The organism is Streptomyces sp. NPDC014991, assembly GCF_043080665.1.
GTDB lineage: Bacteria > Actinomycetota > Actinomycetes > Streptomycetales > Streptomycetaceae > Streptomyces.
In genome coordinates this window covers 25344-50705 of record NZ_JBIBVY010000022.1, presented here as the reverse complement: position 1 = coordinate 50705, position 25362 = coordinate 25344, and the positions used below count along the sequence as shown (strand labels likewise).

General features: G+C 72.9%; 19 protein-coding genes and 1 pseudogene. 16 read left to right on the top strand and 4 right to left on the bottom strand.

The window, feature by feature from the left end; all coding sequences use genetic code 11:
- Positions 1–74: 74 nt before the first annotated feature.
- From ACF1BE_RS28380 to ACF1BE_RS28355, 6 genes are all read left to right on the top strand, one after another.
- Positions 75–434, top strand: a complete 360-nt coding sequence (locus ACF1BE_RS28380; protein ID WP_392201855.1) for a hypothetical protein — start codon at positions 75–77, stop codon at positions 432–434.
- A gap of 136 nt (positions 435–570) precedes the next feature.
- Entirely contained in the window at positions 571–1146 is a 576-nt protein-coding gene (locus tag ACF1BE_RS28375) for a GNAT family N-acetyltransferase (protein WP_392201854.1), read from the top strand.
- A 35-nt stretch (positions 1147–1181) separates the two neighbouring features.
- Positions 1182–1814: a hypothetical protein gene (locus ACF1BE_RS28370; protein WP_392201853.1), complete on the top strand. Its 633-nt coding sequence runs from the start codon at positions 1182–1184 to the stop codon at positions 1812–1814.
- 196 nt (positions 1815–2010) lie between these two features.
- On the top strand, positions 2011–2184 hold the full coding sequence (locus tag ACF1BE_RS28365) for a hypothetical protein (RefSeq protein WP_392201852.1): 174 nt from the start codon (positions 2011–2013) through the stop codon (positions 2182–2184).
- Positions 2185–2477: 293 nt separating this feature from the next.
- Positions 2478–5522 (top strand): AAA family ATPase, encoded by a 3045-nt coding sequence (locus ACF1BE_RS28360; protein WP_392201851.1) that lies wholly within the window; start codon positions 2478–2480, stop codon positions 5520–5522.
- A 37-nt stretch (positions 5523–5559) separates the two neighbouring features.
- Positions 5560–5919: a DUF6191 domain-containing protein gene (locus ACF1BE_RS28355; protein WP_392201850.1), complete on the top strand. Its 360-nt coding sequence runs from the start codon at positions 5560–5562 to the stop codon at positions 5917–5919.
- Positions 5920–5934: 15 nt separating this feature from the next.
- Here ACF1BE_RS28355 and ACF1BE_RS28350 read toward each other — a convergent pair whose 3' ends face one another.
- Complete coding sequence (locus ACF1BE_RS28350) at positions 5935–7098, bottom strand: PQQ-dependent sugar dehydrogenase (RefSeq protein ID WP_392201911.1); 1164 nt, start codon at positions 7096–7098, stop codon at positions 5935–5937.
- 98 nt (positions 7099–7196) lie between these two features.
- The gene (locus tag ACF1BE_RS28345; RefSeq protein ID WP_392201910.1) at positions 7197–8195 is read right to left on the bottom strand and encodes an aldo/keto reductase; all 999 of its coding nucleotides are present in this window, start codon (positions 8193–8195) and stop codon (positions 7197–7199) included.
- A gap of 75 nt (positions 8196–8270) precedes the next feature.
- Here ACF1BE_RS28345 and ACF1BE_RS28340 point away from each other — a divergent pair, with 75 nt between their 5' ends.
- The 6 genes and pseudogenes from ACF1BE_RS28340 (at position 8271) to serA (ending at position 18283) form a co-directional block, all read left to right on the top strand.
- Positions 8271–9248 carry a 2-hydroxyacid dehydrogenase gene (locus ACF1BE_RS28340; RefSeq protein ID WP_392201849.1) on the top strand — a complete coding sequence of 326 codons (978 nt, stop codon included), beginning with the start codon at positions 8271–8273 and terminating at the stop codon, positions 9246–9248.
- A gap of 382 nt (positions 9249–9630) precedes the next feature.
- Positions 9631–12691: pseudogene (locus ACF1BE_RS28335) on the top strand (putative bifunctional diguanylate cyclase/phosphodiesterase).
- Positions 12692–12934: 243 nt separating this feature from the next.
- On the top strand, positions 12935–14785 hold the full coding sequence (locus tag ACF1BE_RS28330) for an acetolactate synthase large subunit (RefSeq protein ID WP_392201848.1): 1851 nt from the start codon (positions 12935–12937) through the stop codon (positions 14783–14785).
- 28 nt (positions 14786–14813) lie between these two features.
- Positions 14814–15338 (top strand): acetolactate synthase small subunit, encoded by a 525-nt coding sequence (ilvN, locus tag ACF1BE_RS28325; RefSeq protein ID WP_121786755.1) that lies wholly within the window; start codon positions 14814–14816, stop codon positions 15336–15338.
- Between the two features lie 121 nt (positions 15339–15459).
- Positions 15460–16458 (top strand): ketol-acid reductoisomerase, encoded by a 999-nt coding sequence (gene ilvC, locus ACF1BE_RS28320; protein ID WP_392201847.1) that lies wholly within the window; start codon positions 15460–15462, stop codon positions 16456–16458.
- A 226-nt stretch (positions 16459–16684) separates the two neighbouring features.
- Positions 16685–18283 (top strand): phosphoglycerate dehydrogenase, encoded by a 1599-nt coding sequence (gene serA / locus ACF1BE_RS28315; RefSeq protein WP_392201846.1) that lies wholly within the window; start codon positions 16685–16687, stop codon positions 18281–18283.
- Positions 18284–18344: 61 nt separating this feature from the next.
- Here serA and ACF1BE_RS28310 read toward each other — a convergent pair whose 3' ends face one another.
- Positions 18345–19877 (bottom strand): MFS transporter, encoded by a 1533-nt coding sequence (locus ACF1BE_RS28310; RefSeq protein WP_392201845.1) that lies wholly within the window; start codon positions 19875–19877, stop codon positions 18345–18347.
- Between the two features lie 97 nt (positions 19878–19974).
- On the opposite strand from ACF1BE_RS28310, the gene ACF1BE_RS28305 reads away from it, so the two are divergent.
- Positions 19975–20559, top strand: a complete 585-nt coding sequence (locus tag ACF1BE_RS28305) for a TetR/AcrR family transcriptional regulator (RefSeq protein WP_392201844.1) — start codon at positions 19975–19977, stop codon at positions 20557–20559.
- A 7-nt stretch (positions 20560–20566) separates the two neighbouring features.
- Here the strand turns inward: ACF1BE_RS28305 and ACF1BE_RS28300 are convergent, their stop codons facing one another.
- On the bottom strand, positions 20567–21871 hold the full coding sequence (locus tag ACF1BE_RS28300; protein WP_392201843.1) for a PucR family transcriptional regulator: 1305 nt from the start codon (positions 21869–21871) through the stop codon (positions 20567–20569).
- Positions 21872–22034: 163 nt separating this feature from the next.
- Here ACF1BE_RS28300 and ACF1BE_RS28295 point away from each other — a divergent pair, with 163 nt between their 5' ends.
- The 3 genes from ACF1BE_RS28295 to ACF1BE_RS28285 all read left to right on the top strand — a co-directional run bounded on the left by ACF1BE_RS28295 (position 22035) and on the right by ACF1BE_RS28285 (position 25282).
- Entirely contained in the window at positions 22035–22961 is a 927-nt protein-coding gene (locus tag ACF1BE_RS28295) for a proline dehydrogenase family protein (protein ID WP_392201842.1), read from the top strand.
- A gap of 39 nt (positions 22962–23000) precedes the next feature.
- Positions 23001–24632, top strand: coding sequence for an L-glutamate gamma-semialdehyde dehydrogenase (gene pruA, locus ACF1BE_RS28290; RefSeq protein ID WP_392201841.1), 1632 nt, complete (start codon positions 23001–23003; stop codon positions 24630–24632).
- Positions 24633–24748: 116 nt separating this feature from the next.
- Entirely contained in the window at positions 24749–25282 is a 534-nt protein-coding gene (locus ACF1BE_RS28285) for a GNAT family N-acetyltransferase (protein WP_392201840.1), read from the top strand.
- The last annotated feature ends 80 nt before the right edge of the window (positions 25283–25362 follow it).

The window sequence follows — 25362 nt, the reverse complement described above, 5'->3', positions numbered from 1 at the left end:
TTCGCACGCGGAAACGCGGCGGTCGTCAGCCCCGCGTCCGGTGTACCGGACGGGAGACGCTACGCTCGCCCGCCATGAGTGGACGCACCAATTCCGGCCCTGGGCCCGCGATAACGGAGCCGGACGACGCGCAGCAGACCGCGGCGGACGGCGCGGAGGAGACCGAGGACGGCACGCAGGAGCACGTCGAGGACGCCCGGCGCGCCCGCTGGACGGCCACCGGCACCGGAGCGCTGCTGACATTGGCCGGACTGGCCGCCGCGCTCCTGCGGAGCACCCGCTCGGCCCCGGCCCTCGTCCCCGCCGCCTACGCCCTCGGCGCCGCGGTGTGCGCCCTCGCCGCGGCCCTCGGCGCCAGGGGCCGCACCCGCAGGGCCCTGTGGCTGCTGATCGCCGGGACGATGGTCATGGCGCTCGGGGACCAGTTCGACTGACGGGCCGGCGCGGCCCGCGAACACGCTGAGCGATCATTCCCGCCCGCAGAGGACACCGCACCGGTTCGCACCCCTTGCGGGCATGAGAGGCTCTGCGCAGTCTCGACGGAGGAACTGCGGGAGGAGCAGCGCCGCGATGTACGCGACATCCCTGGGTGACGACGGAGCCGAACTGCGGCCCCTGGAGGTCTGGCACGCCGGGGAACTCCTCGCCCACATCGACCGGGGGCGCGAGTTCATCGGCCGGCACGTCGGCCTGCCGGACGTCGTGTCCGACCTGGACGGCGCCCGGGCCTGGCTGACGTCGTACGCGGACAAGCGCGCCGCCGACGCCGGCAGCGTGCACGGCATCTGGCTGGACGGAACGCTCGTGGGCGGGCTGCTCTTCCGCGTCTGGGACACCCCGAGCGGTGTCTGCGAGGCCGGCTGCTGGTTGGAGCCGGCGGCGGCCGGGCGCGGCCTGGTCACGCGTGGCATGCGGGTGCTGCTCGACTGGGCCTTCGAGGAGCGCGGCATGCACCGGGTGGAGTGGCACGTGTCCTCCGCCAACGAGCCGAGCATCGGCGTGGCCCGGCGGCTCGGTATGAGCCGTGAGGGCGTGCTCCGCGAGAACTACCCCCACCGGGGGGTGCGCACCAGCACCGAGATCTGGGCGGTGCTGGCACCCGAATGGCCTGCGGCACGCGCGCGTGTCCCGCACAACGGGCGTTAAGAGACCTCTCAGAGAGCGTCCGTACGGTGCCGGGCATGGCAACGAAGACATCGGAAGGCGCCGAGGCCGGCACCGAGGCACGCACGGACGACGAGACGACGACGGCGGCCGGAACCGCCGGGCAGACGCCGGCCCCCGGCGCGGAGGCAGGAAAGCGGGATGGCGGGGAGCGCGACGCCGGGGGGCGCGACGTGGAGGAGGGGGGCCCGGACGCGGCGCGGTCCGAGGAGGACGGCCAGGGGACGGAGGCCGGGGCCGCCGGTGACCGGGCGCCCTCCGGGGTCGGCCAGGGCGCCGGTGCCGTCGTCTCCGCCGCGCTGGGCCTGGTCTCGCTCAGCGGCGGCTGGATCGGCACCGTAGCCTCCGCCCGCGAGCAGCTCGTCGGCCAGCTGCGGACCTCCTCCACGGCGAGCGTGTCCCGCCAGATCAAGGAGGTCTACGGCGACGCCTGGCACACCACCGCCCTGTGGGCCGGCCTGTTCGCCCTGGCGGCGCTGGTCACCGGTGTCGTGGTGCTGGCCCGGCCCGCGTTCGGCGCCCCCGGCCGCCCGCAGGCCGCCTGGATCAGGTCGGTCGCCTGGGCGGGCGTCTCGCTCGGCGTCATCGGGCTGTTCCTGGCCGTCCTGAAGTACTCCGACGCGCTGCTCGGCCTGCCCTCGGCCGGCTGAGACACCCGCGGATCCCCGGGGCCTTAGGGAGCCCGTGCGCGCCGTACGGGCTCCCTAAGGTCCCTTACGCGCGCGTGCGGACCGCCGGCCGGCCGAAGATGCGGAACTTCCCCGATGTGGCACGCACCCCCGGGGGACGAAAGTGGAGTCGTCGCAGAACGCGGCGCACGACACCGTTCTCACCGAAGGATCCGCCATGTACGAGCTGGAACTGCACCGCATCCGGTCCGCCGAACTGCGCCGCGAGGCCCAGCGGGACCGCCTGGCCCGCGAGGCCGTCCGCGCCCGCCGCGCAGCCCGCCACGACACCCCGGCCGCCGAGTCCCATACCGAGCGGCCCCGCCGGACCCGGCTGCCGCGCACCGCGTGACGACGGAGGCGGAGGGCGACCGCACGGGGGTCGGCCGCCCACGCCCCGCCGGCCGTACGGCTGCCCGGCGCGGCCGTGGGCCTCTTCCGGGCACCGGTACGACTCCGCCGGCCGTGGGTACGGCTCCTGGGACTGCCGGTACGGCTGCCGCGACGGCCGGTACGGCTGCCGGTACGACTCCGCCGGCCGTCGGTACGCCTCTTCCGGCCACCGGTACGCCGTCCGCGTCCGTCGGTACGACCATCACACCGGGGTTGTGGAAAACCGGTGCCCGGCCGCACCGGCCCCGTGCGATGCTCGGGCCCGTGGAGACCTGGTTCGTCAGTCCCGTGTTCGTCGGCCGTACCGACGAGCTGGGCACGCTGAAAGACGCGCTCGCCCGTGCCGCCGCGGCCGAGCCGCAGGCGCTGCTGCTCGGCGGTGAGGCGGGCGTCGGCAAGACCCGCCTCGTCGAGGAGTTCGCCACGGCCGCCGCCCGCCGCGAGGTCGTCGTGGCCGTCGGCGGCTGCGTGGAGGTCGGCGCCGACGGACTGCCGTTCGCCCCCTTCTCCACCGCGCTGCGCGCTCTGCGGGACGCCCTGCCCGAGGAGTTCGCCGCCGCCGCGGCGGGCCAGGAGGAGGAGCTGGCCCGGCTGCTGCCCGACCTCGGCGAGGCCGGTACCGGCCGCCACGACGAGCAGGGCATGGCCCGCCTGTTCGAGCTGACCGCCCGGCTGCTCGAACGGGTCGCCGCCGCACACACCGTCGTACTCGTCCTGGAGGACCTGCACTGGGCCGACGCCTCCACCCGCCACCTCCTCGCCTACCTCTTCCGCACCCTGCGCGCCGGCCGTCTGCTGGTCCTCGCCACCTACCGCTCCGACGACATCCACCGCCGTCATCCGCTGCGCCCCCTGCTCGCCGAACTGGACCGGCTGCGCACCGTCCGCCGCATCGAACTGGCCCGCTTCACCCGCGAGGAGGCCTGCCTTCAGATCGCCGGCATCCTCGCCGCGGAACCCGACCCCGCCCAGGTCGACGAGATCTACGAACGCTCCGACGGCAACGCCTTCTTCATCGAGGAACTCGCCGTCGCCGGCCGCCAGGGCGACTGCGCCGGCCTCACCGACTCCCTGCGCGATCTGCTGCTGGTCCGGGTCGAGGCCCTGCCCGAGAGCGCCCAGCGGGTCACCCGTGTCGTCGCCGAGGGCGGTTCCACGGTGGAATACCGGCTGATCGCCGCCGTGGTCCAGCTCTCCGAGGACGACCTCATCGAGGCGCTGCGGGCCGCCGTCGGCGCCAACATCCTCACCGTCACCCGGGCCGGTGACGGCTACCGCTTCCGGCACTCCCTGGTCCGCGAGGCCGTCGCCGACGACCTGCTGCCCGGCGAACGCTCCCGGCTCAACCGCCGTTACGCCGAAGCCCTGGAGGCCGACCCCGGGCTCGTCCCGGCCGACGCCCGCGTGATGCGCCTGGCCAGCTACTGGTACCACGCCCGCGACACCGCGAAAGCCCTGCCCGCGGTCCTGGCCGCCTCCGTCGTGGCCCGCCGCCGGCACGCCTACACCGAGCAGCTGGGCCTGCTGGAGCGGGCGATGGAGCTGTGGGACGGCGCCCCGCTGGAGGTGCGCTCCGCCCTGCGCCCCGTCGACTGCACCGAGGCGTATCCCCCGTGCGGCTGCGACCCGGCCACCACCCCCCTGCGTTACCTCGACCTGATGGCCGAGGCCGCCGTGGCCGGCCGCTTCGGCGGCGAGCGGGAACGCGCCCTGAAGATCACCAAGCGGGCCCTGCGTCTCCTGGACGACGAGCCGGACCCCCTGCGCGCCGCCTGGTTCTGGGTGCAGCGCTCCCGGCTCGTGCAGGCCCAGGCCCGCGGTGACGGCCGGCACGAACTGGCCACCGCCCAGGACCTGGTACGCGGTCTGCCGCCGTCCGAGGTGCACGCCGAGGTGCTGGCGGTCGCCGCCAACTGGTCCATGCAGCACCGGCCCGGCCCCGAGGCCTTCGCCGCCGCCGAGCGGGCCGTGGAGTACGCGCGGATGGTGGGCGCCCGCGAGACCGAACTGCACGCCCGCCTCACCCTGGGCGGCCTGACCGTGGACTCCGGCGACCCCGAGACCGGCCTGGCACAGATGCGGCAGGTCCTGCGGGAGACCCGGGCGGAGGGCATGCACCCGGTCGCCGGCCGCGCCTACGTCAACCTGCCGTCCGCGTTGCAGAGCATCGGCCGGGACCGGGAGGCCGCCCCGCTGCTGCGTGAGGGCGTCGACTTCTGCCGCCGGTACGGGCTGCTGGCCTCCGAGGCCTGGGTGTGGGGCAACCTGTCCGACGCGCTGTACTCACTCGGCCGGTGGACGGAGGCGGCCGAGGCCGCCACGCACGCGACCCGGGCCGGCCACAGCGCCAAGCCCCGGGGCGCGGGCGCCCTGCGCCTGGCCCACCTCGCCCTGGCGCGCGGCGACCTCGCCGAGGCCGCCCGGCAGCACACCGCCGCCCGCACCCTGTACGGCACCCACGACCCGATGCCCCAGCAGTCCCTGCCGCTGGCCCGGATCACCGTGGGTCTCGCCGCCGCGGAGGGCCGCATCGCCGACGCCCGCGCCGCGCTGCTCCTGGCCCTGGACGCCGGCCTGCCACCCGGCACCCACCGCTACGGCTGGCCGCTGCTGCTGGCCGCCGCCACCGCCGAGGCCGACGCCCGCGCCCTGCCCGCCGCCCAGCCGGGCCGCGCCGACCTCCTCGACCGCCTCTCGTCGGCCGTGGGCACCCTCACCACCGGCGTCCCCCTCTGGCAGGCCTACGGCCAGTGGACCCGCGCCGAACTGCTGCGCGCGCAGGGCCGGGACACCGTCGGCACCTGGTCGCCGGTCGTAGCCGCCTTCGAGTGCCTGGACCGCCCCTACGACCTCGGCCGGGTCCGCCACCGCCTCGCCGCGGCGCTGCTCGCGCAGGGCGGCGACGACGAGCGGGAACGCGCGGTGGAACTGCTCCGGCTGGCCGCCGCGGTCGCCGCCCACCTGGACGCCCGTCCACTGGCCGACGCCGTCGCCCGGCTCGCCCAGCGTGCCCGCCTCAGCCTGACGCGCGCGCCCCGGCAGGACGCCGCCCCGGCCGATCCGGTCGCGGCGCTCGGTCTCACCGGCCGGGAGCGGGACGTCCTCGGCCTGGTCGCCGCCGGCCGCACCAACCGGCAGATAGCCCAGGAGCTGTTCATCTCCCCGAAGACCGCGAGCGTCCATGTCTCCCACATCCTCGGCAAGCTAGGTGTCTCCGGCCGGGGCGAGGCGGCGGCGGTGGCGCACCGGCTGGGACTGTTCGCCGCCGAGCCCCTGGCCGCCGAGGCACGGGGCTGAGAGTTGTGCCGGAGAAGACCGGCAGTGAGGGGGGATCGTGTTCGAGGCCTTCGACGAACTGTTCGCGCCCGGGCGCAAGCACACCCGGGACGAACAGAACCGGCTCGCGCTGACCCGCGAGGACGTCGGCGACAACGACCCCGGCCGAGGCCCCATAGACCTCGCGTCCGGAAAGGCGCTCATACGACTGCCCGGCCCGGAAGCGGCCGGCCCGGAAGCGGCCGAGCCCGAGGCGGCCGAGCCGGAACCGACCGGCCCGGAACCGACCGAACCGACCGAACCGACCGAACCAGAGACGGGCGTGCCGTCCGCCGAACCCCCGCCCGCCGAACCCCCGCCCGCCGGGCCGCGACCCGCCGGCCCCCCGCCCTTCGGTGCGGCACCGGACGAGGCCTGACCGGGGAGGGGGGGACTACCGCACCCGCGCCTCCAGCACCCGGTCGTCCCCCTTCTCCGGGGTCCCGCGGCCGTCCGTGTTGCTCGTCACCAGCCAGATCCGGTCACCGCCCGCCGGCACCACCGTACGAAGGCGGCCGTAGACGCCGGTGAGGAACGCCTGCGGGGCGGCCGACGCCGCCGTGCCGCGCAGCGGGACGCGCCACAGCCGCCTGCCCTTCAGACCCGCCATCCAGATCACCCCGTCGACGGCGGCGATGCCGCTGGGGGACGCGTCGTCGGTGTGCCACTGGGCGACCGGGTCGAGGAACCCGGCCTTGGCGGACTTGCCCTCGGCGACCGGCCAGCCGTAGTCGCCGCCGGGCCTGATCGCGTTCAGCTCGTCCCAGGTGTCCTGGCCGAACTCCGAGGCGAACAGCCGCTGTTCGCGGTCCCAGGCCAGGCCCTGCACGTTGCGGTGGCCGTAGGAGTACACCACGGAGCCGGGGAACGGGTTGCCGGGCGCCGGTTCGCCGTCCGGGGTCATGCGGAGGATCTTCCCGCCCAGGGACTTCCTGTCCTGTGCCAGGCCCCGCTGCCCGCTCTCGCCGGTGCCCGCGTACAGCATGCCGTCCGGGCCGAAGGCGATCCGGCCGCCGTTGTGGATGAAGCCCTTGGGGATGCCCTTGAACACCGTGTCCGGAGCACCCAGTTGCTCACCGGCCGGCCTCCGTTCGTCGTAGCGCATGCGGACGACGCGGTTGTCCGAGGCCGAGGTGAAGTAGGCGTAGACCATGTGGTCCGAGGCGTAGTCGGGGGAGAGGGCGATGCCCAGCAGACCGCCCTCGCCGGCCGGCGCGACCCCGGAGACCGTGCCCAGTTCCGTCTTCCGGCCCGTCCTCCCGTCGATCCGGACGATCGTGCCCTCGTCACGGGAGGAGACCAGCAGACCGCCGCCGGGCAGCGGAGCCAGTCCCCACGGTGTCTTCAGGCCCTCGGCCACCGTGCGCAGCACCTTCACCGAGCCCCTGGCGGGGGGTGGGGTGACGGTGGCCCGCGGCGAGGAGGCACCGGGAACCGCACCGGTAGCCGTACGCCCGTCGCCCGGGGGTGGCCCGTCCCCGCCGGCGGAGCAGCCGGCTCCCAGCAGGAGGGAGGCCGCGGCCAGCACGGCCGTCACAGCTCGACGTTGCACGATCAGGGTCCCTTCGACGCGGCGGTCCGGTGACACGCTCTCCCTCTCCTGCCCCGCCCGCGTCCTCCCGGGTTCCCGCTCCCCGGTGGCCCATGGCGGGAGCCTCAGTCCCACGAGTTCTGCGCCGCCGGCAGCCGGGACACCTCCGCCAGGTCCTCCCCGGTCAGCCGCAGCCCGGCCGCCGCCGCGTTCTCCGCCGCCCAGCGCTCCCGCTTGGTCCCCGGAAGAGCGATCACATGGCGGCCCTGCGCCAGCACCCAGGCCAGGGCCACCTGTGCCGGGGTGACGTCCTCGCCGTGCCGGCGGGCGATCCGGCGCAGGCCCGCGACGATCGGCTGGTTGGCCGCCATCATCTCGGCCGTGAACCGGGGGTGACGGGCGCGTACGTCGTCCGGTTCGAAGCCCTGTCCCGGAGTGAGCGTGCCGGTCAGGAAGCCGTTGCCGAGCGGCATCGCCGCCAGCAGGCCCACGCCGCGCGCCTCGCACCACGGCAGCAGCGCCTCCAGCGCCTGCGGCGACCACACCGACAGCTCCGCCTGCACCGTGCTCACCGGGAACACCTGCTGCACCCGCCGCAGCTGGCGCAGCGTGGTGTCGTACGGCCCGGCACCGGGGCGGCGTCCGCCGCCCACCCCCACCGCGCACAGGCCAAGTGCCCGTACCTTCCCGGCGCGCACCAGGTCCGCCATCGCGCCCCAGGTCTCCTCGACGGGCACCTCGGGGTCCGCGCGGTGCAGCTGGTACAGGTCGATCACGTCCGTCTGCAACCGCCGCAGCGAGGCGTCGCAGGCCCGCTTCACATAGCCGGGACGGCCGTTGGCCACGATGTGCTGTTCGCCCACCAGCAGGCCCGCCTTCGTGGACACGAACGCGTCCCGGCGCCGCTCCTTGAGCGCCCGGCCGAGCAGAAGTTCGTTGGTGAACGGGCCGTACATGTCCGCGGTGTCCAGGAGGTCGCAGCCCAGGTCCAGCGCACGGTGCACGGTTCTGAGCGACTCGTCGCCCCGCTGCCGGGACCGGCTGTACGCCCAACTCATCGGCATGCACCCGAGTCCGACGGCCCCCACCGCGAGCGCCCCCGCGCCGATCGTCCTGCGCTCCACCTGCTCGTGACCCTCCCTCTGCCCGGCCACCAACCTAACCTCTGCACGCGCGCGTGCCTGACATAGCCTCCTGGCATGACTTCAGACGTGTGGCTTCCCCTTCGGCCCGACGAGATCGAGGGGCTTCCCGAGGGGCCCCGGTACCTGTTCTGGGACGGGGGCGAGGACGGCGAGCAGCCGTTCCCCGGCGACCCCGCCCAGTGCGCGGTGTACGTGGTGCCGTACATGAAGCAGTGGCCCGTCAGGGTGCGCCCGCTGGCGCGGTTGACCAACGTCCGGGTCATCCAGACGCTCACCGCCGGCGTCGACGACATCACCGCCCGGCTGCCGGACATCGCGCCGGGCGTCCAGCTGTGCAACGCGCGCGGTGTGCACGAGACGAGCACGGCCGAACTGGCCCTCACCCTGACCCTGGCCGCGCTGCGCGGTGTTCCCGGCTTCGTCCGCGCCCAGCAGCGGGAGCGCTGGGAGAGCGCCTTCCACCCCTCGCTCGCCGACAGGAACGTCCTCATCGTCGGCTACGGGTCCATCGGCGCCGCGGTCGAGGACCGGCTCGTGCCCTTCGAAGTCGCGCGGGTGGCGCGCGTCGCGCGCTCCCGGCGCACCACGGCGCGCGGTCCCGTGCACCCGATCACCGATCTGTTCTCGCTGCTGCCGGACGCGGATGTCGTGATCCTCTGCACCCCGCTCACGGAGGCCACCCGGGGGCTCGTCGACGCCGGTTTCCTCGCGCGGATGAGGGACGGCGCGCTGCTGGTGAACGTCGCGCGCGGCCCCGTCGTCGACACCCGGGCGCTGCTCGCCGAGGTGGAGACGGGCCGGATCACTGCCGCCCTGGACGTGACCGACCCCGAGCCGCTGCCGCCGGGCCATCCGCTGTGGCAGGCGCCGGGCGTACTGATCAGCCCGCATGTGGGCGGCCCGTCCTCGGCCTTCCTGCCGCGCGCCCGACGGTTGCTCGCCGACCAGTTGACCCGGTTCGTGAACCGCCGGCCGCTGCGGAACGTGATCCTTACGACGGGAGACGGCAGCACGGGATCAAACGGGCGGTAACCCGCTTCCGGCACCCTCCGCAACCTTTCGGACGCGGCCCGTACTGGCATATCCGCTGGTCGTCACGGAGCGTAGAGGAACTATGTCCCTGAGTGACGATCCTGGTGTATCGTCCCGACAGGGGCTGCGCCGCTGACCGTTCGGCGCGGGGGATGGACATGTCAGATTTGTGAGGGGGGCGACGGGCGATGCACGGCCTATGGACGAACGATCCGACGCGGCGGGGCCGCCGACGGCGACCCTGGCGCACGGCCACGCGCAGGCGCGGCCACCACACCCACCACAGCCACCAGCAGCGCAGGCCCGGCGGCCGTCGCAGGCACACCCGTCCGGCGCACCGGGACCGTCGGGACCCGGGAGCGGCGCGCAGCGGGAGGCCCCGGTGAGCGCCCCGCCCTCGGTGACGAGCACCCTCGACGAAGCCGTGCGCGCACCGCACCCGTACCAGCCGCCGCCCCCGCGGCCGGCCCCCGCCGAGAGTGCCCGCCTGGCGGAGCAGCTCGTGGTCGCCCTGGTCTGCGCGGCCTACGCCGTCGGCGCCGCGTCCGGCTGGGGCGCGAAGGCGGTCGCGGACGTCATGGGCGACTTCGGGCTCAGCGCGGCGGCCGGCACCGCCGCCGTCTCCTGCTTCCTGTACGCGCGCCGCCCGCGCGTGCGCTTCCGGTCCGCCTGGCTGCTGTTCGCCCTCTCCGCGACGATGACGGCGCTGGGCAACGCCGTCTGGGGGTGGTACGAGGTCGTCCTTGACGTGGACGTGCCCAGCCCCTGCTACGCCGACCTGTTCTTCCTCTGCTTCGCGCCGCCCGCCATCGTGGGTCTGCTGGTCCTGGCCAAGCGGCCGGCCAGCCGGGCGGGGTGGATCTGTCTGGCCCTGGACGCCTGGCTGATCGGCGGCTCCCTGCTCACCCTCTCGTGGAGCCTCGCACTCGCCCAGACGGCCAGGTTCGACGGGTCGAGCGTGGCCCACGCCGCGCTGTCGCTGGCGTACCCGCTGCTGGACATCGCGCTCGTCAGCATGGTCCTCGCGCTGCACTTCCGCCGCGCCCCGGGCAACCGCACGGCGGTGAACACCGCGATCGGCGCGCTCGCGCTGACCGTCATGTGCGACGCGCTGTTCACCTCGCCGCTGCTGCACAGCAGCTACCGCTCCGGACAGCTGCTGGACGCCGGCTGGTTCGCCGGTTCCCTGCTGCTCGCCTACGCGCCCTGGGCCACCCCCCGGTGGCCGGCCGGCGCGCCGGAGACGCGCGCGCCGGACGGACACACGCGCGTGGTCCACGAGCACGTGCCCGGACAGCGCGGCGCGGCCCACCACCCGGTGTCCCCGGCCGCCCCGGGCGGCGAGCACTGCCGGTATCCGGCCGGACGGCCGCTCACCGGCTCCCTCGCCGCGCTCACCCCGTACCTCGCGGCCGCCGTCTGCACCCTGGGCATCCTGTACAACGTCCTGAACGGCCGCAGGCCCGACCACGTCGTGCTGATCACCGCGGGGTGCGTGGTGCTGGCACTCGTCATCCGGCAGGGCATCATGCTGCTGGACAACATCACCCTCACCCAGGAACTCGCGCAGAAGGAGAACCACTTCCGCTCCCTGGTGCAGGGCTCCAGCGACGTCATCATGATCGCCGCGCCCAACGGCATCCTCCGGTACGTCTCCCCGGCCGCCGCCGGGGTGTACGGCCGGCCCGCCGAGGATCTGGTCGGCAGCGAGCTGGCGAGCCTGATCCACCCTGAGGACCTGGGCTGTGTGGTGCACGAGGTGCGCCGCTTCCTCGCCGCCAGCCCGGTCGAGGAGCCGACCACGCGCATCGAGTGCCGGTTCCGGTCGGGCACCGGCGGCTGGCTCAACGTCGAGTCCACCGTCAACCGGCACCACGGCGGTCTGATCTTCAACAGCCGGGACGTGACCGAGCGGGTGCGCCTCCAGGCGCAGTTGCAGCACAACGCCGAGCACGACCCGCTGACCGACCTGCCCAACCGCGCGCTGTTCACCAAGCGGGTCCAGCAGGCCCTGTCCGGCCGCCGCGCCACCGACCGGGGCGCCGCCCTGCGCGGTACGGCGGTGCTCTTCATCGACCTGGACGGCTTCAAGGCCGTCAACGACACGATCGGGCACCAGGCCGGGGACGAACTGCTCGTGCAGGCCGCCCGCCGGCTCCAGGACGCGGTCCGGCAGGGGGACACCGCGTCCCGGCTGGGCGGCGACGAGTTCGCGGCCCTGATCGTCGGGGACGGCACCCGGGACCGGGCGGCCCGGGAGCGGAACATCCTGGAGCTGGCCGACCGCCTCCGGTCGACCCTCTCCCAGCCGTACGCCATCGGCGGCAACGATGTCCGGGTCAACGCCTCCATCGGTGTCGCCTTCGCCGAACCCGGTCTCGGCGCGGGCGAGCTGCTGCGCAACGCCGACCTGGCGATGTACCGCGCGAAATCGGCCGGGAAGGGCCGGGTCGAGCTGTACAGACCGCAGATGCAGCAGGACGTCGTCCGCAAGGCGGAGCTGGCCACACGCCTGCGTGCCGCGCTGCACGACGGTGAGTTCGCGCTGCTGCACCAGCCGGTGGTGTGCCTCCAGAACGGCAGGATCGCGGCGGTCTCCGCGCAGGCGCGCTGGCGCTCCTCGCAGGGGGTGCTGTTCACCCCGGCCGAGTTCCTGCGGGTCGCCGAGGACGGTGACAAGGTGGCCGAGCTGGACCGCTGGGTCCTGCGCGAGGCCGTGGAGCAGGCCGCCGAGCGGGCCGGCACCGGGGCCGTCGTGCCGGTGTCCGTCCGGATGAGCGCCCGGCGGCTGCTGGACCGCTCCACGCCGCTCGGCTCCGTCGAGGCGCTGCTCACCCGGCACGGGCTGCCGCCCGGGGCGCTGGTCCTGGAGCTGTCCGACACCGACCCCCGGGTCCCCCTGGACGAGCTGGAGCGCCGGCTGACCGCGCTCAGCCGGCTGGGGGTGCGGATCGCACTGGACGGCCTCGGCAGCGGCTGTGCGGCCATCACGGCGCTGCGCAGGCTGCCCGTGGACATCCTCAAGCTCGACCGCGGCCTGGTGGAGGGCGTGGTCGAGTCCGCTCGGCTGCACAAGATCACCAGTGGTCTGCTGCGGATAGCCGGCGACCTCGGGCTCCAGTCGGTGGCCGAGGGCGTGGACCTGCCGGATCAGGTGGTCGCGCTGCGCGCGATGGGCTGCACGCACGGCCAGGGCATGGCGTTCGCCGGCCCGCTGGACGAGTACCGGCTGCGCCGGGCGCTCGCGTCCGGTCACTATCCGGTGCCGCACGTCCCGGCGGAACCGGCGTTCGCGGGCAGTGTGAGAGAGCCGACCGCCGCGCCCGGGAGATGAACGGAACGCGGGACGGGGCACGGAGGTGTAAACAGAGGGTGCGGGCGCTGTCCGGGGAGGCGGCCGCGCCCTCCGCTCACATTCTGAGACTCCCGTCCCACCTACTTGACACGTGGTGCGTGCCGGGGGGAGGGTCAGTGCCATGCGCACCCGAATTCTCGTACTTGGACAGCGCGTCGGCTGAGCTGGGACCCACCGGAGGACGATCCGGAATCCCCAGCGACCACACCGGCGCGCTCCCCTCGCTTGCCTTGCGGCACGAGGGGTTTTTTGTTGCACGAGCACCGTTCGTGCAGCCCCCGAACTCCGTCCGAACCTCGCAAAAACCCTCAGCATCGAGAAGAGAATGCCGATGACCGAGCAGGCCACCGGGGCCCACCATCCGCAGCCGCGGCCCCGTTCCGGAGGACAGCACTCCGCCCCCGTCGAGCACGTCACGGGTGCGCAGTCCCTCATCCGCTCCCTCGAGGAGGTCGGCGCGGACACGGTGTTCGGCATTCCCGGCGGCGCGATCCTCCCCGCCTACGACCCGCTGATGGACTCCACCCGGGTGCGCCACGTCCTGGTCCGGCACGAGCAGGGCGCCGGTCACGCGGCCACCGGCTACGCGCAGGCCACCGGCAAGGTCGGCGTCTGCATGGCGACCTCGGGGCCGGGTGCGACCAACCTGGTCACGCCCATCGCCGACGCGCACATGGACTCGGTGCCGCTCGTGGCGATCACCGGCCAGGTCGCCTCCAAGGCGATCGGCACCGACGCCTTCCAGGAGGCGGACATCGTCGGCATCACCATGCCGATCACCAAGCACAACTTCCTCGTCACCAAGGCCGAGGACATCCCGCGGGTGATCGCGCAGGCGTTCCACATCGCCTCCACCGGCCGCCCGGGCCCGGTCCTGGTCGACATCGCCAAGGACGCCCTCCAGGCGAAGACGGTCTTCACCTGGCCGCCCACCATGGAACTGCCCGGCTACCGCCCGGTGACCAAGCCGCACGCCAAGCAGATCCGCGAGGCGGCCAAGCTGATCACCGCCGCCAGGCGGCCCGTCCTGTACGTGGGCGGCGGTGTCCTCAAGGCCGGTGCCACGGCCGAGCTGAAGGTCCTCGCCGAGCTGACCGGAGCGCCGGTCACCACGACCCTGATGGCGCTCGGCGCGTTCCCCGACAGCCACCCGCTGCACGTGGGCATGCCCGGCATGCACGGCAGCGTCGCCGCGGTCACCGCCCTCCAGAAGGCCGACCTGATCGTGGCCCTCGGCGCCCGCTTCGACGACCGCGTCACCGGCAAGCTGGACAGCTTCGCGCCCTACGCCAAGATCGTCCACGCCGACATCGACCCGGCGGAGATCGGCAAGAACCGCACCGCCGACGTGCCGATCGTCGGTGACGCCCGCGAGGTCATCGCCGACCTGGTCCAGGCGGTGCAGAAGGAGCACAGCGAGGGCCACCAGGGCGACTACACCGCCTGGTGGAAGGACCTGAACCGCTGGCGCGAGACCTACCCGCTCGGCTACGACCTGCCCGAGGACGGCTCGCTCTCCCCGCAGCAGGTGATCGAGCGCATCGGGCAACTGGCGCCCGAGGGCACGGTGTTCGCCGCGGGCGTCGGCCAGCACCAGATGTGGGCCGCGCACTTCGTCCAGTACGAGCGGCCCGCCACCTGGCTGAACTCCGGCGGCGCCGGCACGATGGGCTACGCGGTCCCGGCCGCCATGGGCGCCAAGGCCGGCGTGCCGGAGCGGACGGTCTGGGCGATCGACGGCGACGGCTGCTTCCAGATGACCAACCAGGAACTGACCACCTGCGCCCTGAACAACATCCCGATCAAGGTCGCGATCATCAACAACGGCGCCCTCGGGATGGTCCGCCAGTGGCAGACCCTCTTCTACAACCAGCGCTACTCCAACACCGTGCTGCACAGCGGACCCGACGACATCAACCCGCAGGCCCGGGGCACGCGCGTGCCGGACTTCGTGAAGCTGTCCGAGGCGATGGGCTGCGTGGGCCTGCGCTGCGAGCGCCCCGAGGACCTGGACCGGGTCATCGCGGAGGCGAACGCCATCAACGACCGTCCGGTCGTCGTCGACTTCATCGTCCACGAGGACGCGATGGTCTGGCCGATGGTCGCCGCAGGCACCTCCAACGACGAGATCATGGCCGCCCGGGACGTCCGCCCCGACTTCGGCGACAACGAAGACGACTGACGACGACTGGCAAGGAAGAGCACACACCATGTCCAAGCACACGCTCTCCGTCCTGGTGGAGAACACGCCGGGCATCCTCGCCCGCATCGCCGCACTGTTCTCCCGCCGCGGCTTCAACATCGACTCGCTCGCGGTCGGTGTCACCGAGCACCCCGACATCTCCCGCATCACCATCGTGGTGGGCGTCGAGGAGCTGCCGCTGGAGCAGGTCACCAAGCAGCTCAACAAGCTCGTCAACGTGCTGAAGATCGTCGAGCTGGAGCCCGGCCAAGCCGTCCAGCGTGAACTCGTTCTGGTGAAGGTCCGCGCCGACAACGAGACCCGCTCCCAGATCGTGGAGATCGTCCAGCTGTTCCGCGCCAAGACCGTGGACGTCTCCCCGGAGGCCGTGACCATCGAGGCCACCGGCTCCGGCGAGAAGCTGTCCGCCATGCTCAAGATGCTGGAGCCGTACGGCATCAAGGAGCTGGTCCAGTCCGGCACGATCGCGATCGGCCGCGGCGCCCGTTCGATCACGGACCGCTCGCTGCGCGCGCTCGACCGGACCGCGTAGGGCCCGCGGACGGGCGGCCGGCGCGCCACGCCGCCGCCCGTATGCCGAGACCCCGAAACTTCCGTCCCGCCCACCGTCATACGGTGGGACGCATCACCTGCACACAAGGAGAGAACCCAAAGTGGCCGAGCTGTTCTACGACGCTGACGCCGACCTGTCCATCATCCAGGGCCGCAAGGTCGCGGTCATCGGCTACGGCAGCCAGGGTCACGCCCACGCGCTGTCGCTCCGTGACTCCGGTGTCGACGTGCGTGTCGGCCTGCACGAGGGCTCGAAGTCCAAGGCCAAGGCCGAGGAGCAGGGCCTGCGCGTGGTGACCCCTGCCGAGGCCGCCGCCGAGGCCGACGTCATCATGATCCTGGTCCCGGACCCCCTCCAGGCCCAGGTCTACGACGAGTCCATCGCCCCGCACCTGAAGGACGGCGACGCCCTGTTCTTCGGCCACGGCCTGAACATCCGCTACGGCTTCATCAAGCCCCCGGCGGGCGTGGACGTCTGCATGGTCGCCCCGAAGGGCCCGGGTCACCTGGTCCGCCGCCAGTACGAGGAGGGCCGCGGCGTGCCCTGCATCGCCGCCGTCGAGCAGGACGCCTCCGGCAACGCCTTCGCCCTCGCCCTGTCCTACGCCAAGGGCATCGGCGGCACCCGCGCCGGCGTCATCAAGACGACGTTCACCGAGGAGACCGAGACGGACCTGTTCGGTGAGCAGGCCGTGCTGTGCGGTGGCACCGCGGCGCTGGTCAAGGCGGGCTTCGAGACGCTGACCGAGGCCGGTTACCAGCCGGAGATCGCCTACTTCGAGTGCCTGCACGAGCTGAAGCTGATCGTGGACCTCATGTACGAGGGCGGCCTGGAGAAGATGCGCTGGTCCATCTCCGAGACCGCCGAGTGGGGCGACTACGTCACCGGTCCGCGCATCATCACCGACGCCACCAAGGCCGAGATGAAGAAGGTCCTCGCCGAGATCCAGGACGGCACCTTCGCCCGGGCCTGGATGGACGAGTACCACGGTGGCCTGAAGAAGTACAACGAGTACAAGCAGCAGGACTCCGAGCACCTGCTGGAGACCACTGGCAAGAAGCTGCGCAAGCTGATGAGCTGGGTGGACGAGGAGGCGTAAGCCTCGGGACAGGGGCCGGGGCGGCTGCTCCGGCCCCTGTTGTCCACCGCGTCCTGCCACGGAAGGGTGATCCTTCCGCGGAGGCGCAATGCGATGTCCGCCACGCCACTACACTTCTGCACAACACGCGTCAGGCCCACAGCGTCGTGCGTCTTCCGCGGCTAGCCCCCCTCCTCCGCCTGCGGCCGTCGGGACGGCCGTCCGCATCGCACCTGTGAGGACTCACGTGTCGTACCCCAGTCAAAAAGCCACGGTACTCATCGCTGAAGAGCTGTCGCCTGCCACCGTCGACGCACTCGGTCCGGACTTCGAGATCCGGCACTGCAACGGAGCGGACCGCTCGGAGTTGCTTCCGGCCATCGCCGACGTGGACGCGATCCTCATCCGTTCGGCCACCAAGGTCGACGCCGAGGCCATCGCCGCCGCGAAGAAACTGAAGGTCGTCGCGCGCGCCGGCGTCGGCCTGGACAACGTCGACGTCTCCGCCGCCACCAAGGCCGGCGTGATGGTCGTCAACGCCCCCACCTCCAACATCGTGACCGCCGCCGAGCTGGCCTGCGGTCTCATCCTCGCGACCGCCCGCAACATCCCGCAGGCCAACACCGCCCTGAAGAACGGCGAGTGGAAGCGCAGCAAGTACACGGGCGTCGAGCTGGCCGAGAAGACGCTGGGTGTCGTGGGCCTGGGCCGCATCGGCGCCCTCGTCGCGCAGCGCATGTCCGCCTTCGGCATGAAGGTCGTCGCCTACGACCCCTACGTGCAGCCCGCGCGGGCCGCGCAGATGGGCGTCAAGGTGTTGTCGCTGGACGAGTTGCTGGAGGTCTCCGACTTCATCACCGTCCACCTGCCCAAGACCCCCGAGACCCTCGGGCTGATCGGCGACGAGGCGCTGCGCAAGGTCAAGCCGAGCGTGCGCGTCGTCAACGCCGCGCGCGGCGGCATCGTCGACGAGGCGGCGCTGTACGCGGCGCTGAAGGAGGGCCGGGTCGCCGGCGCCGGCCTCGACGTGTATGCCAAGGAGCCCTGCACCGACTCTCCGCTGTTCGAGCTGGACCAGGTCGTGTGCACCCCGCACCTCGGCGCCTCCACCGACGAGGCCCAGGAGAAGGCCGGTATCGCGGTCGCCAGGTCGGTGCGGCTCGCGCTCGCCGGTGAGCTGGTGCCGGACGCGGTGAACGTCCAGGGCGGTGTCATCGCCGAGGACGTCAAGCCGGGCCTGCCGCTCGCCGAGCGTCTCGGCCGTATCTTCACCGCGCTGGCCGGCGAGGTCGCCGTCCGTCTCGACGTCGAGGTCTACGGCGAGATCACCCAGCACGACGTGAAGGTGCTGGAGCTGTCCGCGCTCAAGGGCGTCTTCGAGGACGTCGTCGACGAGACGGTGTCCTACGTCAACGCGCCGCTGTTCGCGCAGGAGCGCGGTGTCGAGGTGCGCCTGACCACCAGCTCCGAGTCGGCCGACCACCGCAACGTGGTGACCGTGCGCGGCACGCTGGGCACCGGCGAGGAGGTGTCGGTCTCCGGCACGCTGGCCGGCCCGAAGCACGTGCAGAAGATCGTCGCGGTCGGCGAGTACGACGTCGACCTCGCGCTCGCCGACCACATGGTCGTCCTGCGCTACGAGGACCGTCCGGGTGTCGTCGGCACCGTCGGCCGGGTCCTCGGGGAGGCCGGCATCAACATCGCCGGCATGCAGGTCGCGCGTGCCGCGGTGGGCGGCGAGGCGCTGGCGGTGCTCACCGTGGACGACACGGTGGCCCCCGGCGTGCTGGCCGAGCTGGCCGCGGAGATCGGGGCGGCCTCGGCCCGGTCCGTGAACCTGGTCTGAGCACACGGCGAACGCCGGGCGGGCTGACATCGGTCGGCCCGCCCGGCGTTCGTCGTTCCCGTCAGCGGTCGCCGCCCCCGGTCGTCCGCAGGGTCAGCGCGGCGCCGACCGCCGCCAGCGCCAGCAGCACCGCCCCGGCGAGCGCCACGCCCTGCATCCCGCTGGTGAACGCCTCCCGGGCCGTGGCGAGCAGGGACGCGCCGGACCGGCCGGGCAGCCGGGCGGCCGTGGCGAGTGCCCCGCCCAGGGTCTCGCGGGCCTGGGCCGGGGCCGCGTCCGGCATCGAGTGGCGGTAGACGGCCGTACCGATCGAGCCCAGGACCGCCATGCCGAGCGCCCCGCCGAACTCGGTGCCGGTCTCCAGCAGGGCGGATGCCGTGCCCGCCTGTTCCGCCGGGACGCCGCTCATGGCCAGGTCGGTCAGCTGGGACAGCACCATGACCACCCCGCAGGCGAGGACGCCGGCCGCGGCCAGCACCAGCCACAGGGAGTCGGTGCCGGCGAGGGCGAGCAGGGCGTACCCGGCCGCGCTGACCGCGAAGCCGCCGGCGACGACGTACCCGCGGTGGAGGCCCCGCTGGACGAGCGCGGTGGTGAGGGGCCCGGCGGCTCCGATGAGCACCGACGGGAGCAGGCTCCACAGTGCCGCCGCCAGCGGGCTCTTGCCGAGGACCGACTGGAGGTACTGCGTGGTGAAGACGGCCGAGCCCATCATCCCGAACGCGGACACCAGGGTCAGGACCAGCGACGGGGTGAAACCGCGGCCCCGGAAGAGGGCCGGCGGGACCAGCGGGGAGGCGCCGGTGCGCTGGCGGTGGACGAACAGCGCCCCGAAGAGCAGGCCGACGGTGATCGAGACGACGTACTGCGGGTGCCAGCCCTCGGACGGGATCTCCTTGAGGCCGTAGATCACCGGGAGCACGGCGGCCATCGACAGCGGCACGCTCGCCCGGTCGAAGCGGCCGGCCCTGGGGTTCCGCGTCTCCGGCAGCAGGACCGGGCCGAGGACCAGCAGCAGCGCCATCGCGGGCAGGTTGACCAGGAACACCGAGCCCCACCAGAAGTGCTCGACCAGGACGCCGCTCATCACCGAGCCGAGGGCGATCCCGCCGGTCATCACACCGGACCACAGGCCGATGGCCTTCGCCCGCTGGGCGGGGTCGGTGAACATCGTGCGCAGCAGGGCCATCGTGGACGGCATGAGGGTCGCGCCGCCGACGCCGAGGAGTGCGCGGGCCGCGATCAGGGTCCCGGCGCTGTTCGCGCAGGCCGCGAGCAGTGAGGCCCCGCCGAAGGCCGCGGCCCCCGCCAGGAGCAGCTTGCGGCTGCCGACGCGGTCGCCGAGCGAGCCCATCGTCATCAGCAGGCCGGCCAGGACGAAGCCGTAGATGTCGAAGATCCACAGCTGCTGGATGCCGCTGGGGTGCAGGTCGGCGCTGATCGCGGGGGCCGCGAAGTAGAGGACCGAGACGTCCATCGAGACCAGCAGCAGCGGCAGCATCAGCACACCGAGCGCGGTCCACTCGCGGCGTCCGGCGCGGACGGGGGCGCGTTCGGCGCCGGCGGAGACGGTGGTGCTCGTCGAGTTCGTCATGCCGAGGAATGTACGGCTGTATTAAACGACTGTCTAGAACAGATGTATAAGTCACTTGTCTGGGACGGTTGTACGGATCGCGGGTAGGGTGCGGGGCATGGGACACCGTGAGGATCTGCTCGAAGGCGCCAAGCGCTGCCTGCTGGAGAAGGGCTTCGCCCGGACGACGGCGCGCGACATCGTCAAGGAGTCGGGGACGAACCTGGCCTCTATCGGCTACCACTACGGGTCGAAGGACGCGCTGCTCACCCAGGCGTACGTCTCCCTGATCGAGAGCGTGGGCGAGAGCTTCGGCCCGGGCCCCGGCGGGGAGGTCACACAGCCCCCGGGATCGCTCGAGCGATTCCAGGAGATGTGGGCGAGCGTCCTGCGCACCGTCCCCGAGTCACGTGCGATCTGGCTGCTCAGCTTCGAGCTGATGTTCCAGGACGAGCGGGTCGCCGAGGTGCGCAAACTGCTGGCCGCGGCGCAGGAGGAGGGCCGGACGGGGCTCGTGGCGCTCTTCAACGGCGTCCCGGAGACGGAGGTCGACCAGGAGACCACGGACAGCGAGGGCCGCCTCTACCAGACCCTCCTCAACGGCCTCATGGTCCAGTGGCTCTTCGACCCCGGCTCGGCGACCACCGCGGAGCAGCTCACCGAGGGCCTGCGGCGCGTCATCCGGCGGGCCGCGCAGCACTGACCGGCAGTCACAGCCGCGCCCGCTTCAACGTCATGTGCAGCAGCAGCCGGTCCTCCCCGTCGTCCAGGTCGAGCCCGGTCAGCTGCTCCACCCGGGACAGGCGGTAGTAAAGCGTCTGACGGTGGATGCCCAGCTCGGCGGCGGTGCGGCCGGCCTGTCCGGCGCAGTCGAGGTAGACCTCCGCGGTGCGGGCCAGCTCCCGGTGGGCGGGGGAGAGCAGCGGGCCGGCCACGGGGTCGTGCGCGGCCTCGGGGGGCAGCGCGGTCAGCAGCCGGTACGGCCCGATGCGCCCCCACTCCGCGACCGGTGCGAACCGCGGCTCGGCCAGCGCGGCGCGCGCGGCGGCCTGCGCCTCCTGCCAGACCGTGCCCAGCTCGGCGAGTCCGGTGCGGGGCTCGCCGATCCCGGCGGCGAACCCGGCCACCGGGACGGCCGCGGCCGCCCCGGGGCTCCCGGAGGGCCGCGCGGCCACGGCGGCGGCCGTACGCGCCCCCGCTCCGCGCGTCTTCGCTCCTCCCGCGTCCCCGGCCTCCCGCAGCAGCCGTGCCGCCGCCGTCAGCGCCGGTGTCGGCACCGCCGTCGTCCGCAGTCGCACCAGCACCGCGAGGCTCAGCCCGGTCGGCCCCCAGGGCAGCGTGCACAGGGCGGTGGCGTGCGGGACCGTGCGCGGGGCCGGGGCGTCGTCCGGGTCGGCCGAGGGCCAGGGCGCCACACAGACCAGCGTGTGCGGACCGTCCGCGCGGGGGCCCAGGGCGGTGCGCAGGTCGGCCACCGCCATGTCGCGCTGCCAGCCGCGCTCCGCCGTGAGCACCGCCCGCAGCTCCCGGCTCAGCCCCGCCCCGGCCTCCGCCTCGTCGGCGAGCAGCGCCCCGATCCGGTCCGCCACCCGCAGGGCGGCGGCCAGCTGGGCGTCCGTCGGCCCCGGGTCGCCGTCCAGCAGCCAGACGTAGCCGAGGGCGACACCCCGGTGGCGTACGGGGAGGCAGATCCGGCCGCGGTACACGCCGGCCTCCGGGCTGGGCGGGATGCGTACCGGACCGGTCGCGCGCGTGATGCCGAAGCCCTCGAACCAGGTCCGGACCGCCGCCGTGGAGCGCCGGGTCAGGATCGAGCGGGTGCGGACCGGGTCGAGCGCGGACGCGTCCAGGTCGTCGTCGCTGTCGTACGCGCCGAACGCGATCAGTTCGAAGTCGCGGTTCTCCAGGGTCGCCGGAACGCCGAGCAGCTCGGAGATCTCGTCCACCAGCTCCTGGTAGTCACCCATGCTTCTGAAGGATGCAGCATCGGCCCTCACCCGGGCATTCTCTCCCATTCCCCGGCCGCCCTCATACAGCTGTCTGATAACCCGTGCACGGATGCGTGACAGCTGTCGATGGCCCAGGATCGGAGAGATCCTTAGGTTTCACGGTGGTTCTCCGTGCTGTACCCGAATCGTCGGGTAGGGCCGCTTCGGTGCTTGTCTGTGGAGGTGCCCCGTGCTGGGTCCCGTGATTCTCGCCGCGTCGCGCAGCGACCGGATGCGTCGTCTGATCTCGGCGGCCCCGGTGACCAAGCCGGTCGTCGACCGCTTCATCCCCGGCGAGACCGTGGCCGACATCGTCCCGATCATCGAGAAGCTCACGGCCAAGGGCCTGGAGCTGACGATGGACGTCGTCGGCGAGGACATCACCACCCCGGAGCAGGCCGGCGCCGCCCGGGACGCCTACCTGGCGCTGATCGACCACCTGGCGCGGCTGGAGCTGGGCGAGAAGGTCGAGATGTCGGTCAAGCTGTCCATGTTCGGCCAAGCGCTGGAGGGCGGCCACGAGCTGGCCCTCGCCAACGTCCGCCCGGTCGTCGAGGCCGCCGCCGCCATCGGGACGACCGTGACGCTCGACGCCGAGGACCACACCACCCTCGACTCGATGTTCGCCATCCACGAGGAGCTGCGGAAGGACTTCCCGCAGACCGGCTGCGTCATCCAGGCGTACCTCTTCCGCACCGAGGCCGACGCCCGCCGCCTGGCGGAGTCCGGCAGCCGCGTGCGCCTGGTGAAGGGCGCCTACAAGGAGCCCGCCGAGGTCGCCTACCAGCAGAAGCACGAGATCGACAAGGCCTACGTGCGCATCCTCAGGACGCTCATGGAGGGCGAGGGATACCCGATGATCGGGTCCCACGACCCGCGTCTGATCGCCATCGCCCAGGAGCTGGCCCACAAGGCCGGCCGCAAGCCCGACGAGTACGAGTTCCAGATGCTGTACGGCATCCGTGGCGAGGAGCACCTGCGGCTGGCCGCCGAGGGCCACCGCATGCGCGTCTACACCGCCTACGGCACCGACTGGTACGGCTACTTCATGCGCCGTCTCGCCGAGAAGCCCGCCAACCTGCGCTTCTTCCTGCGCTCGATGGTCAGCAAGGGCTGAGCCCGAACACCCGCTCACGTACAAGGAGTTACGGATCTCATGGACGCTGTGACCCAGGTCCCCACCCCCGTCAACGAGCCGGTGCACGGCTACGCCCCCGGCTCGCCCGAGCGCGCCCGCTTGGAGGTCAAGCTCAAGGAGCTGGCCGAGAACCCGGTCGACCTGCCGATGACCATCGGCGGCGAGAAGCGGATGGGCGGCGGCGAGGCCGTCCAGGTCGTCCAGCCGCACAACCACAAGGCCGTCCTCGGAACCCTGCGCAACGCCACCCGGCAGGACGCGCAGGACGCCATCGACGCGGCCCTGGCCGCCGCCCCGGCCTGGCGTGCGATGGCCTTCGACGACCGCGCAGCGATCATCCTGCGCGCCGCCGAGCTGCTGGCCGGCCCCTGGCGCGAGACGATCGCCGCCTCCACCATGCTGGGCCAGTCCAAGACCGCCCAGCAGGCGGAGATCGACAGCCCCTGTGAGCTGGTCGACTTCTGGCGCTTCAACGTCCACTACGCCCGCCAGATCCTCGCCGAGCAGCCCCCGGCGAACTCCCCGGGCGTCTGGAACCGCCTGGACCACCGCCCGCTGGAGGGCTTCGTCTACGCGATCACGCCGTTCAACTTCTCGGCGATCGCGGCGAACCTGCCCACCGCGCCGGCCCTGATGGGCAACGTGGTGCTCTGGAAGCCGTCCCCGACCCAGACCCACGCGGCCGTCCTCCTCATGCAGCTGCTGGAGGAGGCGGGCCTGCCCAAGGGCGTCATCAACCTCGTCACCGGCGACGGCATCGAGGTCTCCAAGGTCGCTCTCGAGCACCGCGACCTCGCGGGCATCCACTTCACCGGTTCGACCAAGACCTTCCAGTACCTGTGGAAGACGGTCGGCAACAACATCGAGAAGTACCGCTCCTACCCGCGTCTGGTCGGCGAGACCGGCGGCAAGGACTTCCTGGTCGCCCACCCGAGCGCCGACCGCGCGATCCTGAAGACCGCCCTGACCCGCGGTGCCTTCGAGTACCAGGGCCAGAAGTGCAGCGCCACCTCCCGCGCCTACATCCCGGCCTCCATCTGGAACTCGGGCTTCAAGGAGGAGTTCGCCGCCGAGGTCGACTACCTGACCATGGGTGACGTCACCGACCTGTCCAACTTCATGGGCGCGGTGATCGACGAGCGGTCCTTCGCCAAGAACAAGGCGGCCATCGACCGCGCCAAGCAGGACCCGTCCTGCACCGTCGTGGCCGGCGGCAGCTACGACGACTCGGTCGGCTACTTCGTCCGCCCGACCGTCATCGAGTGCACCGACCCGGAGAACGAGGTCTTCACCACCGAGTACTTCGGCCCGATCCTCGCCGTGTACGTCTACGAGGACGACGCGTACGACGAGATGCTGGCCCAGATGGAGTCGGTGTCGGACTACGCCCTCACCGGTTCGGTCATCGCCAATGACCGCGCCGCCGCGGCCCACACCATGGAGAAGCTCCGCTTCGCCGCCGGCAACTTCTACATCAACGACAAGTCGACCGGCGCCGTCGTCGGCCAGCAGCCCTTCGGCGGCGGCCGTGCCTCCGGCACCAACGACAAGGCCGGCGCCCCGCAGAACCTGCTGCGCTGGACCCTGACCCGGGCCATCAAGGAGACCCTGGTCCCGCCGACCGACTACGCCTACCCGCACATGGGCTGACCGCCCAGGCGACCACGGCCCGGGAGGCCCGACATCCGGTCGGGCCGCCCGGGCCGTTCCCGTCTCCCAGGGGGCCGGGCACGGTCCGCGCGACCCCGGAGGAGGACACTGACGTCATGACTCCCCGTCTTGTCCACACCGCCGGGATGACCCCCGCCGAACTCCGTGAGCTGCGTGCCCTGCTGGACGACGCCTTCGACGGGGAATTCACCGACGAGGACTGGGACCACGGGCTGGGCGGCATGCACGCGCTCGTCCGGGACGATGCCGGGCTCGTCGCGCACGGCTCCGTCGTGATGCGCAGGACGCGGCACCGGGGGCGCTGGCTGCGCACCGGGTACGTGGAGGCCGTCGCCGTACGGGCCGACGCGCGGCGGACCGGCCTCGGCGGCCGGGTGATGGCGGAGCTGGAGCGGGTGATCGGCCGGGCCTACGACCTCGGCGCGCTCTGCGCCGGCGACGCGGGCGTCCCGCTGTACACCGCCCGGGGGTGGCGACGGTGGCCCGGGCAGGTGCAGGCGCTCTCGCCGGCCGGGATCGTACGGCTGCCGGAGGAGGAAGGGAGCCTGTACGTGTGGCCCGCTCTCGCCGGGCCGCCCGACCCGGCCGGGGAACTGGTCCTCGACTGGCGCGACGGGGACGTCACCTGAGGCGAAGCACGCCCACGCGGCCCGGGACCCGCCCGTGCTGCCGCCGCGCGGCACGCGCCCACCCGGCCGGAGTACCCCCC

Bases quoted from the DNA above. Each gene is read 5' to 3' on its own strand.
- ACF1BE_RS28380 (WP_392201855.1), top strand. From the start codon at position 75: ATGAGTGGACGCACCAATTCCGGCCCTGGGCCCGCGATAACGGAGCCG.
- ACF1BE_RS28375 (WP_392201854.1), top strand. From the start codon at position 571: ATGTACGCGACATCCCTGGGTGACGACGGAGCCGAACTGCGGCCCCTG.
- ACF1BE_RS28370 (WP_392201853.1), top strand. From the start codon at position 1,182: ATGGCAACGAAGACATCGGAAGGCGCCGAGGCCGGCACCGAGGCACGC.
- ACF1BE_RS28365 (WP_392201852.1), top strand. From the start codon at position 2,011: ATGTACGAGCTGGAACTGCACCGCATCCGGTCCGCCGAACTGCGCCGC.
- ACF1BE_RS28360 (WP_392201851.1), top strand. From the start codon at position 2,478: ATGCTCGGGCCCGTGGAGACCTGGTTCGTCAGTCCCGTGTTCGTCGGC.
- ACF1BE_RS28340 (WP_392201849.1), top strand. From the start codon at position 8,271: ATGACTTCAGACGTGTGGCTTCCCCTTCGGCCCGACGAGATCGAGGGG.
- ACF1BE_RS28330 (WP_392201848.1), top strand. From the start codon at position 12,935: ATGACCGAGCAGGCCACCGGGGCCCACCATCCGCAGCCGCGGCCCCGT.
- ilvN (WP_121786755.1), top strand. From the start codon at position 14,814: ATGTCCAAGCACACGCTCTCCGTCCTGGTGGAGAACACGCCGGGCATC.
- ACF1BE_RS28310 (WP_392201845.1), bottom strand. From the start codon at position 19,877: ATGACGAACTCGACGAGCACCACCGTCTCCGCCGGCGCCGAACGCGCC.
- ACF1BE_RS28305 (WP_392201844.1), top strand. From the start codon at position 19,975: ATGGGACACCGTGAGGATCTGCTCGAAGGCGCCAAGCGCTGCCTGCTG.
- ACF1BE_RS28300 (WP_392201843.1), bottom strand. From the start codon at position 21,871: ATGGGAGAGAATGCCCGGGTGAGGGCCGATGCTGCATCCTTCAGAAGC.
- pruA (WP_392201841.1), top strand. From the start codon at position 23,001: ATGGACGCTGTGACCCAGGTCCCCACCCCCGTCAACGAGCCGGTGCAC.
- ACF1BE_RS28285 (WP_392201840.1), top strand. From the start codon at position 24,749: ATGACTCCCCGTCTTGTCCACACCGCCGGGATGACCCCCGCCGAACTC.